Here is a 16116-nt window from a genome sequence, read left to right as displayed (position 1 = left end):
AGGCTAGCCGCTGACCGCCTCCCCTGCCGCGCACGCCGCGCGGCGGCGAGGTCAGGCCGGCAGCATCACCGAGGTCCCGGAGGAAACACCATGTCCCGCTCAGCACGCAGCATCCTGCCGCTCGTTCGCTCGCTCCTCCTGGGGGCCGCCACCGCGTCGTCGATGGCGCTCTCCGCAGGCGTCGTCGCCGGGTGCGCCGACGAGAACGACCCCGAGACGCACGTCAAGCGGCTCGACGACCCGGCCACGCTCACCCCCTCGGTCAACCGGCTCGTCCAGTTCTTCGAGGACGCGATGACCCGCGACAGCAAGGACCGGAACGGCCCGAACGTGAAGCCGCTCCTCGACAAGATCATCGAGCCGATGACGCAGAAGTGCGTGGCCGGCGACCTCGACGAGCGCACGAACTCGAAGCTCATCAAGTTCATCTCCGACACGCGGGACCCGCGCGGCGAGGCCTGCCTCATCAAGGCGCTCAAGGACTACAAGCCCGAGTCGACCGAGGAGGACGTCCGCTGGGCCGTCCGCGGCCTCGGGGCGATGAAGTCGAAGGCCGCCGCCGGCCCGCTCATGGACGTCTTCCTCAAGCTCCAGCACGGCAAGCCGAAGGGGTCCACGATCTCGCGCGACGTGCACGACGCGATGGTCGAGATCAACGACCCGTCCTGGGAAGGGCAGCTCATCACCACGATCGGGCGCCCGATCAACGATCCCAAGGACGTCGCCACGATGCGGAACGAGCTGTTCTGGCAGATCACCGCGGCCGAGCTGCTCGGGTGGCAGAAGAGCGAGAAGGCGGTCGTGCCGCTGCTCAAGGTGGTGCTCTCGCCGCTCAAGGCGGACGCCGCGACGACCGCCATCCTCGCCCTCACGAAGATCGGCAAGCCCGCCATCCAGCCGACGATCTCGCTGCTCCAGGGCGACCACAAGGAGCTCATCGAGTACTCGAAGGTCGAGAACCTGAAGGGCGCCGGCGACAAGCCGGGCGCGGAGCAGAAGAAGGCCGCGGAGACCGCCCACGTCGCGGCGGCCGCGCTCGTCCTCGCGACGATCGGCCGGCAGGAGTCGGCGCAGCCGCTGCTCGCGGCGCTCGAGAAGGCCGAGGACCTCCCGCGCGCGATCATCGCGCGCGAGCTCACCAAGGTGCCCAAGACCCCGGAGATCATCACGGCCTTCCAGGCGGCCTACGACAAGACGCCCGCGTCGCTCGAGATCCCGCCGGCGGGCATCAACGCGCGCGTGATGCTGGCCGAGGCGGCGAGCAACTTCTTCGACGCGAGCGTCGTGCCGTGGATCGTGAAGACGGGCCTCGAGGCCAAGGGCGAGGAGGACGACGTCGCGCAGATCCGCGACGTCTCGCTCCAGACCGCGCTCAAGCTGATGAAGCCCGACCAGATCGCCGACGTCGACCGGCTCGCCAACACCCGCACGAGCGGCGGCGGCACGGTCGGCAAGTCGATGGAGAAGGAGATCAAGATCGCGAAGGACCTGCTCGGGGCCTGCGGCGCCAAGGTCGAGTGTTACATCGGGAAGCTCGGCGACCCGGCGTCCCAGGCCAAGGAGACGCAGTTCCAGGGGATCAAGGCCGCCTACATGGTGGGCGTCCTCGGCACCCCCGAGGTCCGGCAGCAGATCATCGACGCCATGCCGAAGATCTCGAACGCGGCCGTGCGCTTCGTGTCGGTCTCGGTGATCGACGCCCTCTCGCCGAAGGGCGACGCCGAGGTCGCGACCAAGCTGCAGAAGATCGTCGACGAGGGCGAGGCCTCGAAGGACGCCGAGAAGATCGCCGGCAACGCGCCGTTCAAGACGGTCATCTACCGCCTGAGCGCCCGCGCCCAGTAAGCGCCGGGCCGCGCGCCCCGTCCGGCGGCCAGCCCGCGGGACGGGGCACCGGCATACGCCCCACAGTTATCCAGAATTTCTGTTATCCGCGTCGTCCTGACGCGCTGTTTTGTCGGAGTGCCCGGCTCCCCGGTTTTTCCTGGCATCTCCTCCCTCTTGACGGTTTACTCCGGGCCCTCCTCACGGGGTCTTCCTGGCTGAACGAACCATGATCGTGCTCGAGGTAACCCAGGGTCTCGCTGCCGGGCGCACCTTCGAGCTCCAGGGCGAGCTGATCACGCTCGGGCGCTCGCCGGACAACCGGGTCGTGCTGGACGACCGTCACATCTCCGGGGCGCACGCGCGCATCGTGAGCACCGCCGACGGGGTGGTCCTCGAGGACCTGCGCTCGACGAACGGGACGAGCGTGACGCGGGGGGGCGAGCGGCTCGAGCTCGGCGCCGGGCGCAGCGCGCTCGCGCTCCAGACCGGGGACGTCATCGAGCTCGGCTCGGGCGAGGCGGTCACGCGGATGGTCGTGACCATCCCGGAGGAGGCCGACGACGCGCGGGTCGTCTCGATCCGGCGCCTCGACGAGATCGAGCCCGCCCAGGCGAAGATCGAGCGCGACCCGAGCGCGCTCTCGGCCATGTACGCGGCGCAGAAGCGGATCGGCGCCGCGAACGATCTCGACCAGGTGCTCGCCGAGATCGCCGACGCGGTGCTCGCGCTGGTGCCGAGCTCGACGCACGTCACGGTGGTGCTCCGCGACGACGACCAGGAGCCGGGCGCAGGGCCGACGGCGTTCGTCCCGGTGCTGACGCGGGTCCGCGCGGAGTCGGGCCGCGGGGCGCCGCCGGCGGGGCCGGTCCCGATCACGCGCAGCGTGTACCGGAAGGTGATCAAGGAGCGGGCGGCGGTGCTCGCCGCCGACGCGCCGATCGAGGTGGGTCAGACCGAGTCGCTGATGGGCGCCTCGATCCGCAGCACCCTCGCCGTGCCGCTCTGGAAGGGCGAGGAGATCATCGGCGTGCTCCAGGCCGACAACCGGAGCGTGCCCGGGATGCTGAACGCCGGCGACCTGGAGACGCTGCTCGTGCTGGCGGCCAACGCGTCGCTGGCGGTGGCGAACGCCCGGCTCATCAAGCGGCTCGTGCTCGCGGAGGAGCGGCTCCAGAAGGAGAACAGCTTCCTGAAGGGGCGCGAGGAGAAGCGCCGGGGCGGGGGCGGGGGCGCGGTCGACATCATCGGCAAGAGCGAGGCGATGCGCCGGGTCATCGGCCAGCTCGACAAGGTGGTCGACACGCGCGTGACGGTGCTGATCGAGGGGGAGACGGGCACGGGCAAGGAGCTCATCGCGGCCGCCGTGCACTACCGGTCGCGCCGCCGCGACAAGCTCTTCGTGGCGCAGAACTGCGCGGCGCTCGCCGAGAGCCTGCTGGAGAGCGAGCTCTTCGGCCACAAGAAGGGGTCGTTCACGGGGGCCACCGAGGAGAAGAAGGGGCTGTTCGAGATCGCCGACGGGGGGACGCTCTTCCTCGACGAGATCACCGAGACGCCGCTGTCGCTCCAGTCGAAGCTGCTCCGGGCGCTCCAGGAGGGCGAGATCCGCCCCGTGGGCGCGACGAGCCCGAAGCACGTCAACGTGCGCATCGTCGCCGCGACGAACCGGAACCTCGAGGACGAGGTGGCGAAGGGGCGGTTCCGCGAGGACCTCTATTACCGGCTCAAGGTGTTCCCGATCCGGCTGCCGCCGCTACGCGAGCGGCGCGACGACATCCCGCTGCTCGCGGGGCATTTCCTGGAGCGGTACGCGGACGAGATCGGCAAGCCGTGCGGCGGGTTCAGCCAGCAGGCGATGGAGCTGATGGTGGCGTACGACTGGCCGGGGAACGTGCGGGAGCTCCAGAACGAGGTGCAGCGGCTCGTCATCCAGCTGGACCCGGGGGCGTTCGCGACGCCGGAGCTGCTCTCGCCGCGGATCCGGCAGGTCGAGGGGCTCGTGGGGCGGGCGGGGACGCCCAAGGGGTCGCTCAAGGAGATGATGGACGCCGTCGAGAAGTACTTCCTCCTCGAGGCGCTGCGGGGGCACAACAACAACAAGACCAACGCGGCGAAGTCGCTCGGGATCACGCGCGAGGGGCTCCACAAGAAGCTCCGGCAATACGGGATCTGAGCTGTTCCGGGACGCGACGGAGCCATCGGGAGGGGGGGTCGCGCGCGGGGGCCGGCGGGGGGCCCTTCCCACGAACTCGCGCCTTGTGGTGGCTATTGCCTCATGAACGGGTGTGGTGGACCACGAGCTGGTCGCTTCGGTGCGGGCCGGCGCTCGGATTCGTGGGGCCCTTCCCCCGCCGGCCCCCGCGCGCGACCCCCCCTCCCGATGGCTCTTCCTGAGCGGACGGAAGAAGAGATGCGCTGTCTGACGGCGCTTTCGTGAAGAGGGGAAATACGGCGCGGCGGGCTCTTGTGGGGATGGGGCGAGTTCGATTGGCCGTCGGGGCGCGGACGGGGCATGAGGCATCGATGTTCCGGAGGTTCAGGCGCGCGAGGTGGATCGGGGGCGCGGCGGCGGGGGCGCTCCTCGGGGTGAGCAGCCCGGCGAACGCCTGGTATTTCCCAGAGCACGTGGTGCTCGCGGAGGAGGGGCTGGCGTGGCTGCCAGAGGGCGCGAAGGCGGCGCTCGGCGAGGCGGTGCGGGAGATGGCCGCGAGCTCGCTCGTGTGCGAGCGGCTCGATGAGCCGTTCTACGTGACCAGCGCGCTGCGACGCGAGGCGTGCGTGCCCTATGCGACGCTCACGGCGCTCGCCGGGGACCACGCGAGCACCGTGAGAGAGCTGTGGGGCCTCGTCCGGAAAGACGAAGCAGGGGAGACAGGACAGCGACTGCAGTTCGGCGCGCGGACGCAATGGCGCGACTTCCTCGGCAAGCTGCGGGAGGAAGACGCCGCGGCTGGGCTGTCGGATCGCACCGACCTCGTCCGAGATCTCGATATCTACCTGCTCGGCGTCGACGGAGATTACGTGGATCGCGCCAAGCAGAACGTCACCCACTTCCAGGCCGCAGGGGAGCCCCTCACCCGGGTCGCCGCGGACCTCGCGCGGAGAGGCCGAGTCGACAACGCGCTCGGCCAGTTCATCGGCCACCACCTGCGCTCGCTGCAGCTCGCGACGGGAGCGCGGGAGGGGCCCGCTGGCGCGCGGGCGAGCCTGCGGCGCGACGCGCTCCTGGAGCACGCCTATGCGCTCCACTTCCTCCAGGACGCGTTCGCCGCGGGTCACGCGGTGATCACCGCCAAGCTCCGGAGAGACCCGGAGGAGCGCATCGGGACGCACGACCACTTCAACCGCATCGGCGTGTCGGTGACCCGCGCGCTCAACGCCGTCCCCTGCCCTCTCCTGCGGGCCGGCGTGAACGACGCCCGCGCCCCCGGCCTGCCCCCGTGCTGGGAGACGACCGGCGACGGCTTCCTCGGCGTCAGGCCGGCCAGCCAGGACCGGCTCCACGCCGCGGAGGCGACGGCGCGGGCGCAGCTCCAGCTCGCGATGGCGCTCGACCCCCGCTGGGTCGAGCAGCTGCTCGAGCCGGCCGCGTGCAGCCAGCCGGCGCCCGCGCCCTCCCGCCGCGCGCGGCCGCGGGACGTCGACCTCACCATGACCCTGCTCGACCCGACGCCGGCATGGTCGCTCGGGCCAGCACAACGCAAGATGCTGAGCCCGACATGCGAGCGCGTGAGGCACGTCCTGCGGAGCGCGCTCGCGGCGCTCGCCCGCCTCCGCGAGCGCCGCGCCATCCCGGGGTTCTCCGGCAACACGAGCGAGGATGTCCCCCGCCTCGTGGAGCCCGGCGCCCTCGGGCAGCCGTTCGCGCTCTGCACCCGGCCGGCGGCGCGCACCGACCCGGGCATCGACTGGTTCGCGAGCGTCCTTTGCGGCGACCCGGAGCGGGTCGTCCTCGGGACGCCGGACACGAGCTTGCTGCGGCCGATCGTCGCCGTCTGGCCCGTGCCCCAGGCGGAGGCCGGCAGCCTGGAAGGCGAGGACCCGATCGCGCGCGGGTTCAGCTACCAGGTGTGGCTCTCCTCGCCCTTCGCGGTCCACGGCGCCCCCGTCGAGCAGCCGACCGAGGTGTCGTGGAACCCCTCGTTCCTCGTGGGCGTCTCGTACCGCTGGCAATACGTGCTCTCCGGCCGCCCCAACGCCGCGCTGTTCGAGGCCAACGTCGGCCTCCAGACGACCGTGCGCAGCGGCGACCGCGCGCATTTCGGGTCCTTCGCCCTCGCGGAGCTCAGGACCCCTGTCCTCTCCATGATGTTCTGGGCCATGGCCAACGGCGTCACGCGGGCGTTCGACGGCGGCCGCGGCCTCGCCGACACCGCCGACGTCATCGAGCTCATGCCCTGCGGGACGCGCTTCTATTTCGATCTGACCAGCGCCGGAAGGCCGTTCTTCGACGGCTTCGACGTCGAGGGCCCCGCGCTCCTCCTGCCGCTCGCGCGGGATCTGCTCGGCACCCAGGGGGTCTCACGCATGCCCCTCGAGGTGCGGTCGCGGTTCGGGTGCGCGCAGCGGTGCGAGGCGTTCTCCGTGTCCCTCGAGCTCGCGACGGGCGTCTCCAGGCTGTTCTAGCGGCGCGCTCGCGGGCCTTCGTCGTCGACTCTCAGGGGATCTCGACGCCGAGGTTCGTCTCGAGGAAGGCGGAGAGCGCGGCCTGATCGGGCTCCGAGAGCGACGAGAACGTCGCGAGGTGGTTGCCGCTCGTGACGTCGAAGCGGACATTGCCGCTCATCGCCGCCGGGGTGACGGCGCCGACCGCCCACGGGTCCTGGTCGGAGTAGACGAAGGCGACGCCGTCACCGAGGCGGGCGAACTCCTCGAGCGCGCTGTTCTCGGCAGCGTCGAACTCCGGCGCGGTCACGCCCTCGGGCACGAGCCCGCGCTCCATGTCGATGAGGTCGGCGGGAATGAGGCCCTCCTCGACGAGCTCGGCGCGCGGCAAGGCGGGCCAGCCGCTGCTCTGCTGCACCTCGTAGAAGTAGGCGCCGAAGAACGACAGGTACGCGTCGGACATCGGATAGCTGCCGAAGATGGATGTGACGCTGAAGAACGCCGACGTCAGCTCCTCCGCCGTCGCCATCGCCGGATCGGGCAGACCGGCGCAGTCGTCGGAGGTGCCGAAGTACTGCCAGAACAGCCACGGGTAGGAGAGCGCGGAGGCCTCGAAGGCGCGCGCGGGCTCGACGCGGGTGAAGGTGTCGCCGAGCTCGTCGGCGGCCAAGGCCAGCACGGCGGGCTCGACGGCCGAGCGCTGGGCGCCGAGGGCGGCGCGCTGGACGGCCTCGAGGCGGTCCTGGCACGTGGCGTCGACCGTGTCGAAGAACGCCAGGAAACGCTCGTCCTCGGGCACCAGGAACGGGGCGCCGAAGGCGACGGTCGCGTCGACGTCGTCGGGGTAGTGCCGGCGGAAGCTCACCATGTCGACACCGCCGTTGCTGAAGCCCGAGCCGAGCCACGCGCTCGTGTACAGGTCGTGCAGGCGCACCACGACGTCGTGGGCGTCGTCGGCGACCTGCTTGCGCGTGAAGTGGGAGAAGTCGTCGCCGTTGCCGTTGTGGAAGCGCTTGTCCAGGACAAGCTGGTTTCCTTCGAGGAGGGTCGTCAGCTCATCCTCGTCGAACCCGAGGAAATTGCTGTATCCCGTGGAGATCAAGTTCATGGGCAGGTCGAAGCCGCGGTGGATGAGCGTGAGGTGCTGCTCGTGGGTGCCCGACTCCGCATCCTGGTGATCGTTGAGCTGCAGGAGCGTGAGGTCGTAGAGCTCGGCGCCGTCGTCGCTGGTGCCGGCGGGGCTGACGATGAAGCCGGCCGCCTCGAGCGCCGCGGTCACGCTGATGCACGACTGCGCTTCGCCGTCGACGTCGACGCAGGCGTCGCAGGCGGGGTTGTCGACGCCGGCGCCCGGGTCGGCCGAGCCGGCGCCGGCGCAGTCCGGATCGGGCGCGCCGCAGCCGCAGTCGCAGCCGTCGGAGCCGTTGAAGCGCGCGGCGTCGCAGGTCCACTCCGGCGGCGGCGGCGGCGACACGGGGGTCACGCCTTCGCTGTCACAGCCGGGGGTGAGGGGAAGGAGGAGCAGCGGTACCAGCAGTGCAATCGATTTCATGTGAGTGTGTCCTTCGGTCGGGGATTCAGGAGACGAGATCTCCACCCCGCGCGCACGCGGCGGGACGAGAGATGCAAGGGTGGGGAGGAGGGTTCAGCGACGACGACCGGCGCGCGGCGGAAGGCAGCCCCGATCTTCAGGAGCCCTCAGAAGACGGAGGCGCGATGACCTCTCCTTGCTTCTTCTGCTGCCTGTCGTTCGGTCGTCATGTGGATGGCGTGTACCGTACCCCAGCCCATATCATAGTACGCGCGGAGCTGGCGCCGCGCTCGAGGGACGTCATCGGCGCCGCGGCGGGATGCGCGCTGCGCTGGCCCTGTGTTCTCGAGGTTTCGTGACGACCCGCGCCCGCCGGGTCTCCGCTTGTTGGCGCGTCAACAATCTGCCCGCCGCGTGGCGTGAAATGTGGGGCCCGGGTCGCACCGCCCCTGTCAAGAGCTTGGACTCGGAGCGGAGGTTGGTGTTACAACCAGATCGTCTCGGGGACGTGATGAGCGCAGAGCCGCGGGGGTGGCGCCGGGCGGCCGGCGCGGGCGGGACGCAGCGCGCGGCCCGCGCACCACCTCTGATCGGCAGGCGAGCACGAGGGGGAGAGGGGGCGACGTGGACGAGCTCGGAGACGAGCGTCTGAGGACGCGAACCGGGGAGTTCTCCTTTGACAAGGAGAACGGGATCATCCGTTTTGAGACCCACGAAGGCGCGGTCCAGACGCTCGCCGACGCGAAGGAGAACGTCGCTGCCCTCAGGCGCTTCAGCAAGGGCAAGCCGTACGCGTTCCTGTGCGATCTCACGAGGTGCAAGGTCACGGACCTGGACGCTCGGAACCACTACGGCGCGGACGAGGGGCGGCAGGCATACCGCGCGATGGCGCTCGTGGGCGGGCGCCCGGTCGGGCGGATGATCGGCAACGTCTTCCTCACCGTCTACGGGAACCGTGACCGGCCCATCCGGCTCTTCGCGGAGGAGCGGGACGCGATCCAGTGGCTGAAGGGGTTCACCGACTGATGTCCCGCGATCCACGGGACGATCCGCGGCTCGCAGAGCTCTGCGAGCTCGCCGTGAGCCTCCTCCCCGCCGAGGAGGGGCGCGGCGCCCCCGCCCTGGCCCCGGAGGCGGACGCGCTCGACCGGGCCCTCTCTGCGCTGAGGTCGCTCGCGGCGGCGCGCTCGGACGCGCGCGCGATGAACGAGCGGCTCGAAGGGCTCCTGGAGGTGATCGTGGCGCTCGTCGGGTTCGACTACGCCAGGAAGGCGCACGTCAGCGACAGGAACGACCTCATCGACGGCATGGCCGCCGGCCTGAACATGCTGGGCGAGGAGCTCGCCACCTCGACGGTCTCCAAGACCTATGTGACGGGCATCATCGAGTCGATGCTCGATCTCCTCGTCGTCGCCGACCGGGAGCGCGGGATCCGGAGCGTCAACCAGGCCGCGTGCGACCTCGCGGGCTATGCCCGGGAAGAGCTCGTCGGCAAGCCGATCGACCTCGTGTTCCCCGGGCTCTCGGCCGGCGCGCTGATCGACGCTGGCGGCGCGCGCGACGAGAGGGTCTGTCTGCGGAAGGACGGGCGCGCCGTCCCCGTGTCGTTCCTCGCCTCGGTCATGCGGGCCGACGGCGGGCAGATCCACGGCGTCGTCTGCGTGGCGCGGGACCTCCGCGAGAGCAAGCAGGCCGAGGAGGAGCGCTGGCGGCTCCGCGAGGCCGTGCATCGCCAGACAGTCCTCGTGGAGGAGCTCTCGACGCCGATCATCCCCATCACCGACGGGATCATGGTGGTCCCGCTCGTCGGCACGCTGGACGAGCAGCGGCTATCGCGGATGACCGAGGCGCTGCTGCAGGCGCTCTCGGCCAGGGCAGCCGGCGTGATCCTCGTCGATATCACCGGCGTGCGCACGGTGGATGAGCAGGCCGTGCACGGGCTCGTCCGCGCGGTCCGCGCGGCGCGGCTCCTCGGGGCGAGGGTGCTGCTCAGCGGCATCCGCCCGGACGTGGCGAGGGTGCTGGTCGAGATCGGGGCAGACCTCGACGGCGTCGCGACGTTCGGGTCGCTGCAAGCCGGGATCGTCCACGCGTTGAGGGGCGTCGCGGAGCGGGGCCAGCTCGGTCCCGGCGTACGCTTCACGTGACCGAGGCTCGAGCGAGGTCTCACCCTCGCCGCGCCGGGGAGTCAGCCGCCTGTCTGCCGCCCGTTTCCGGGAGCGAGAGCGCGCCGTCAGGAGCGCCAGGAGCGCCAGGAGATCATCCTGGTTCCCCTGGCGTCCCCGGCGCCCTGGCGGCCCCTGTGGCGGCCCGATCTACCGCTTCGGGTTGGCGCGCATCTGCTTCGAGATCTGCTTCCAGCGCCGCTTCTCCTCGATCCGCGCGCGCGCGTCCTGCTGCCCGGCGACGTAGCGTCGCTCCGCGCCGAGCTTCAGGTAACCGCCGAGGCGCTCCGCATCGAGCTCGCCGTCCTTGATGGCGCGGAGCACCGCGCACCCGGGCTCGCCGTCGTGCGCGCAGTCGCGGAAGCGGCAGGCTCCGGCGAGGGCCTCGACGTCGTCGAAGCCTGCCGGGCCCGCCCCGTCCGCGGACCAGAGGCCGAGCTCCCGCACGCCCGGCGTGTCGATGAGCAGGCCGCCGCCGGGCAACGGGAAGAGCTCCCGGTGCGCTGTCGTGTGGCGGCCGCGCTCGTCCGACGCCCGGATCGCCCCCTCGCGCTGGAGATCCGCGCCGAGCAGGCGGTTGCTGAGCGCGGACTTCCCCACGCCGGACGAGCCGACCAGGGCGACCGTCTCCCCTGCCCCGATCTCGGCGCGGAGCGCGTCGAGGCCGGCGCCGGAAAGGGCGCTGACCAGCGCGACCGGCGCGGTGGGGGCGACCTCCCGCGCCGCGTCGAGGAACCGCCCCGGATCGGGGCAGACATCCGCCTTGTTGAGCACGAGCACCGGGCGCGCGCCGCTGTCGAGGACCGCGTCGATGTACCGCTCCAGGCGGCGCAGGTTGAAGTCGGCGTTCAGCGACGTGACGATGAACACCTTGTCGACGTTGGCCGCGAGCACCTGGGCCTCCACGGTAGGCCCCGCGGCCTTGCGGCGCAGGCAGGTGCTCCGCGCGAACGAGTGCACGATGTACGAGGGCCCGGCGCCGTCGCCGGGCCGGAGCCCCACCCAGTCGCCCACGGTGGGGAGCGCCGCGCGGTCCGCGGCCTCGTGCGCGAGGCGCCCGCTGACGACCGCGAGGCGCGGGCCCTCCGCGGTCTGCACGCGGTGCATGGAAGCGGAGGCGAGGATGACGCGCGCGGGCTGCACGGCGTCCTCCAGACTGGCGAGCTGCTTTGCGAAGAAGGGAGTCCAGCCGAGCCCGATCAGGCCGGGCTGCGGTGCGTGGTGCGAAGACGGATCAACGAGAGAGTCGGAGTCGAATTGCATGACGACGAGCGCTCCATGGCGTTCGGCTGCGCGCGATCGCGATCTGCGCGCGCGCAGCGGTCGACGGACAAGGGCGCGGCGGCGCGCGAGCGCGCCCGCGCCGGCCATTCACGCGCGGGGCCGCCGCGGCGCTGAGCTCGTCGACCGGTCAGGACGTCACGCCAGAGAGCGCGCGCCCGGCCGGGGCGGATGCCCCGCGGGACGCGCAGCGCGAGGCGAGCGCGCGCCGCTCAGGGCACGCGCTCGCCGGCGACGGCGTGGAGACGAGCTTCAGCGAGCCGCGGCGGAAACGGCAGCGGCGGCGGAGTGATGTGTGCGCTGTGTATTGCCACTCATGACCTGACCTCCGTTCGCCGAGCGTCACGACGACGCGGCAGCGCTTAGAATCCGCCAGACCCCCGCCGCCGTCAAGCGCCGCCGCGCTCGTCCGGTCGCGCCTCGTCGCGCCGCGCCGTGCTGCGCCGCTGCGGCATGGCGCGGCGTGGCGCGGCGGCGCAGCCGCGCAGCGGCGCGGAACGCGGAAGAACCAGGACCACGACGCGACGTCACGCGCCGCCCACGCGCCGCCACGCTCGGCCAAGCGCGCCCTCCGGCCGGGGCGGCGGCGGAGGTTGCGAGGAGCCCCTGGCCGCACTAGGGTCCTCCGCTCCATGCCCACACACTTCGAGCTCGTCTCCGAATTCAAGCCGTGCGGTGACCAGCCTCGCGCGCTCCAGGAGATCTGCTCCGCTTTCGAGCAGGGCGAGACCTACCAGGTCCTCCTCGGCGTCACGGGCAGCGGCAAGACGTTCACCGCCGCCAAGGTGATCGAGAAGCTGCAAAAGCCGACGCTTATCATGGCGCCGAACAAGACGCTGGCGGCCCAGCTCTACGGCGAGATGCGGGACCTCTTCCCCAACAACGCCGTCCACTATTTCGTCAGCTACTACGACTACTACCAGCCCGAGGCCTACGTCCCGACGAGCGACACGTACATCGAGAAGGACGCGATCATCAACGACGCGATCGACCGCATGCGCCACGCGGCGACGCACGCGCTGCTCTCGCGCCCGGACGTGATCATCGTCGCCTCGGTGAGCTGCATCTACGGCATCGGCTCGGCCGAGAGCTACCACGGGCTGCTGATCAAGCTCGAGCGCGGCACCGAGATCCGCCGCGACGAGCTCCTGCGGCGGCTCGTCGACATCCAGTACACGCGGAACGACGTGGACTTTCACCGCGGCACGTTCCGCGTCCGCGGCGACGTCGTCGAGATCTTCCCCGCCTACGAGGAGTCGCTCGCGATCCGGGTCGAGTTCTTCGGCGACGAGATCGAGGCGATCAAGGAGGTCGACCCGGTCCGCGGCAAGGTGGTGGGCCAGCTCGACCGCTACGCCGTCTTCCCCGGCTCCCACTACGTCACCGAGCAGCAGCAGCTCCGGCTCGCGATCCAGGCGATCCGCGAGGAGCTGCGCGAGCGCATCGACTACTACGACAGGGCGGTGCGCTTCCTCGAGAAGCAGCGGATCGAGCAGCGCACGATGTACGACCTGGAGATGCTGGAGCAGATGGGGTTCTGCAACGGCATCGAGAACTACTCGCGCCACCTCTCGGGCCGTAAGCCCGGCGAGCCCCCGCCCACCCTGATCGACTATTTCCCGAAGGATTTCCTCCTGATCATCGACGAGTCGCACCAGACCGTCCCGCAGGTCGGGGCGATGTTCCGGGGCGATCGGGCGCGCAAGGAGACGCTCGTCGAATACGGGTTCCGGCTCCCCAGCGCGCTCGACAACCGGCCGCTGAAGTTCGAGGAGTTCGAGGAGCACTACGCGCAGGTCCTCTTCGTGAGCGCGACGCCCGGCGACTACGAGCTGCAGAAGTCGGCCGGCACCGTCGTCGAGCAGATCATCCGGCCGACCGGGCTCATCGACCCGCAGATCCAGATCAGGCCGGTGGCCGGGCAGGTCGACGACCTGCTCGCGCGCATCCGGGAGCGGGTCGGCCGCGGGGATCGCGTGCTCGTCACGACGCTGACCAAGCGGATGGCCGAGGATCTGACCGAGTACTACACGGAGCTCGGCATCCGCGTCCGCTACCTCCACTCGGACGTCGACACGCTCCAGCGCGTGGAGATCCTCCGCGACCTCCGGCGCGGCGAGTTCGACGTGCTGGTCGGCATCAACCTGCTGCGCGAGGGGCTCGATCTCCCCGAGGTGTCGCTGGTCGCCATCCTCGACGCCGACAAGGAGGGCTTCCTCCGGAGCCCGCGCTCGCTGATCCAGACGATCGGCCGCGCCGCCCGCAACGTGAACGGCCTGGTCATGATGTACGCCGATCGCATCACCGACGCGATGAAGCGCGCGATCGACGAGACGACCCGGCGGCGCGCGATCCAGGAGGCGTACAACAAGGAGCACGGCATCACGCCGGCCACGGTGAAGAAGGCGATCCTCGACCTGTCGCCGACGTCGGGCACGCGCGACTACTACGCCGTGCCGAAGGGCCCGGCGAAGCCGGCGGCCGATGCGGCGCGCGCGGCGATGGACCTGGTCGACCAGATCGACGCGGTCCGGCAGGAGATGTTCGCGGCGGCGGAGAACCTCGAGTTCGAGAAGGCGGCGCGGCTGCGCGATCAGCTGCGGCAGCTCAAGGCGCAGCAGGGCGACGGCGAGGCGGGCGGCGCGGGCGAGGTGGCCGAGGAGAAGCCGGCGCGCTCGGGGCGGGCGGCGAGCCGGCGCGGCGCGGCGGGGGCCAAGGGCGGCGCGGCGGGGGCGGCGGCGGGGGCCAAGGGCGGCGGCGGGCGCGCGGCGGCGGGAGGCAAGGGCGGCGGCGGGCGCGCGGCGGCGGGGCGCGGGCGGTACCGATAGCGACGGAGCCCGCGGGGGAGGGGCGAGCGCGCGCGGGGGGCTGGTGGGCCCTCCCACGAACTCGGGCCTCTCAGAGGGCTATTGCCGTGAGTACGGGCGGCGCGAGTCCGCGCGGAGAACACTGCGATGCGGGCCGGCCCTCGGGTTCGTGGGGCCCTCCCACCAGCCCCCCGCGCGCGCTCGCCCCTCCCCCGCGGGCTCTTCCTGGAGAAGCGGGGGGCCCGCGGGCTCTTCCTGGAAAGGGGGGGTTGGCGGGGGTGCAGCGGTGATGAGCGGCGCGGCCAGACAGGCATGCTCACGCTCGCCAGAGTTCGCAGGGGCGGTGGCGGCGAGTCGGTGAGGAGATGGTGCTCGCGCGACGCGGCTCTCGCGCTTGCGGGGGAGCGATCGGCGTCGACTATCGGACACGGCGCTGTTAAGGGGCCTGCGATGGCCGCCTCCTCTGATCCCATCCTCATCACCGTCACCGGCAGGGACCACCCGGGCATCACCGCCCGGCTCACGGGCATCCTCGGCGACATCGGCGCCACGCTGCTCGATATCGAGCAGGTGGTGGTGCACGGCAGCCTCAACCTCGCGCTGCTCGTGCTCTTCCCGGAGACGCGCAGCGGGCTCAAGGAGCTGCTGTTCGCGGCGAAGGAGCTCGGCGTGGCGCTCGACTTCAAGCCCGTCGACGACGGCGCCCCCGCGCGCGCCCTCGGGAGCAGGTACGTGGTGACCGCGATCGGGCGAGAGCTCGGCGCGAAGGAGCTGCACGACGTCGCCGCGACCCTCGCGGCCCACGACGCAAACATCGAGAAGATCGCCCGGCTGTCGGTCGAGCGACTCTCCTCGGTCGAGATCCACGTGCTGCTCCGGCGCGAGGAGGAAGCGGACGCCCTCAAGCAGGCCCTCCTTGCGCTCGCGATGCAGAACAGCTTCGACCTCGCCCTGCAACGCGAGGGGCTCTTCCGACGGAGCAAGCGGCTCGTCGTCATGGACATGGACTCGACGCTCATCCGCATCGAGGTCATCGACGAGCTCGCGCGCGCGAAGGGGGTCGTGGAGCAGGTCGCGAAGATCACCGAGCGGGCCATGCAGGGAGAGATGGATTACGACGAGTCGCTCCGACAGCGGCTCTCGCTGCTCCGCGGGCTCGACGTCAGCGTGCTCCGGAAGCTCGCCGCGGAGCTCCCCATCACCGAGGGCGCCGAGACGCTCATCCGGGTGCTGAAGCGGCTCGGCTACCGCACCGCGGTGATCTCGGGCGGGTTCTCGATCGCGGCAGAGGCGCTGAAGGTCCGGCTCGGGATCGACTACGCCTACTCGAACGCCCTCGAGGTCGAAGGCGGCAAGCTGACCGGCCGGGTCACAGGCCCCATCGTCAACGCGCAACGCAAGGCGGAGCTGCTCGAGACGATCGCGCAGGCCGAAGGCGTGCTCCTCGACCAGACCATCGCCGTGGGCGACGGCGCCAACGACCTCCTGATGCTCCAGCGGGCCGGGCTCGGCGTCGCGTTCCGCGCGAAACCCAAGCTCCGGGAGGCGGCCGACACGTCCCTCTCCGCGAGCGGCCTCGACGCCATCCTCTTCCTGCTCGGCCTCACCGAGCGCGAGCTGCTGGAAGTCGCCTGACCGACGCAGGAAGGCAGCTCCGCCGAGGAGCAGAGTCCCGCGAGCGCGCCGCCTCGCGCCCGGGCCGAGCGCCCCGGCGCGGCCATCCAGGCGCGGCGCCGCGCGGCCCTTGACAGCCGCGCCAGGCCACCATACTTAACCGTTTCAGTTCACGGTTGACCAGCCAACACCACCTCGACCCCGGGCGCTCGGGCAGCGGAGCTTCGACGAGCGCGGGATCGAGGCCCAGGCCGCGGCGTCGTGGGGCGTGTTGCGCCAGCCAGAC

Annotated in this window: 9 protein-coding genes; 7 read left to right on the top strand and 2 right to left on the bottom strand. The window is 71.3% G+C overall.

Going from position 1 to position 16116, the window contains the following annotated elements; genetic code table 11:
* Positions 1–90 precede the first annotated feature (90 nt).
* The 3 genes from WME85_RS04655 to WME85_RS04645 all read left to right on the top strand — a co-directional run bounded on the left by WME85_RS04655 (position 91) and on the right by WME85_RS04645 (position 6453).
* Positions 91–1845, top strand: coding sequence for a hypothetical protein (locus tag WME85_RS04655; protein ID WP_437835476.1), 1755 nt, complete (start codon positions 91–93; stop codon positions 1843–1845).
* Between the two features lie 208 nt (positions 1846–2053).
* On the top strand, positions 2054–4000 hold the full coding sequence (locus WME85_RS04650) for a sigma 54-interacting transcriptional regulator (RefSeq protein WP_437307832.1): 1947 nt from the start codon (positions 2054–2056) through the stop codon (positions 3998–4000).
* A 350-nt stretch (positions 4001–4350) separates the two neighbouring features.
* Positions 4351–6453 carry a hypothetical protein gene (locus WME85_RS04645; protein WP_437835474.1) on the top strand — a complete coding sequence of 701 codons (2103 nt, stop codon included), beginning with the start codon at positions 4351–4353 and terminating at the stop codon, positions 6451–6453.
* Positions 6454–6484: 31 nt separating this feature from the next.
* On the opposite strand, the gene WME85_RS04640 is transcribed toward WME85_RS04645, so the two are convergent.
* Complete coding sequence (locus WME85_RS04640; RefSeq protein WP_437835472.1) at positions 6485–7984, bottom strand: hypothetical protein; 1500 nt, start codon at positions 7982–7984, stop codon at positions 6485–6487.
* A 603-nt stretch (positions 7985–8587) separates the two neighbouring features.
* Here WME85_RS04640 and WME85_RS04635 point away from each other — a divergent pair.
* Positions 8588–8989, top strand: a complete 402-nt coding sequence (locus tag WME85_RS04635) for a DUF7793 family protein (RefSeq protein WP_437835470.1) — start codon at positions 8588–8590, stop codon at positions 8987–8989.
* Complete coding sequence (locus tag WME85_RS04630) at positions 8989–10110, top strand: PAS domain S-box protein (protein WP_437835468.1); 1122 nt, start codon at positions 8989–8991, stop codon at positions 10108–10110. Before WME85_RS04635 ends, WME85_RS04630 begins: the two co-directional genes overlap by 1 nt.
* Before the next feature lie 168 nt (positions 10111–10278).
* On the opposite strand, the gene rsgA is transcribed toward WME85_RS04630, so the two are convergent.
* The gene (rsgA, locus tag WME85_RS04625) at positions 10279–11391 is read right to left on the bottom strand and encodes a ribosome small subunit-dependent GTPase A (protein ID WP_437835466.1); all 1113 of its coding nucleotides are present in this window, start codon (positions 11389–11391) and stop codon (positions 10279–10281) included.
* 650 nt (positions 11392–12041) lie between these two features.
* Between rsgA and uvrB the strand changes: the two genes are divergently transcribed.
* Both uvrB and serB read left to right on the top strand, forming a co-directional pair.
* On the top strand, positions 12042–14237 hold the full coding sequence (gene uvrB, locus WME85_RS04620; protein ID WP_437835464.1) for an excinuclease ABC subunit UvrB: 2196 nt from the start codon (positions 12042–12044) through the stop codon (positions 14235–14237).
* A 429-nt stretch (positions 14238–14666) separates the two neighbouring features.
* Positions 14667–15851 carry a phosphoserine phosphatase SerB gene (serB, locus tag WME85_RS04615; RefSeq protein ID WP_437835462.1) on the top strand — a complete coding sequence of 395 codons (1185 nt, stop codon included), beginning with the start codon at positions 14667–14669 and terminating at the stop codon, positions 15849–15851.
* Positions 15852–16116: the final 265 nt, after the last annotated feature.

It is taken from the genome of Sorangium sp. So ce1153 (genome assembly GCF_051521595.1).
Taxonomy (GTDB): domain Bacteria; phylum Myxococcota_A; class Polyangia; order Polyangiales; family Polyangiaceae; genus Sorangium.
This window is presented reverse-complemented; position numbering and strand designations above follow the sequence as displayed.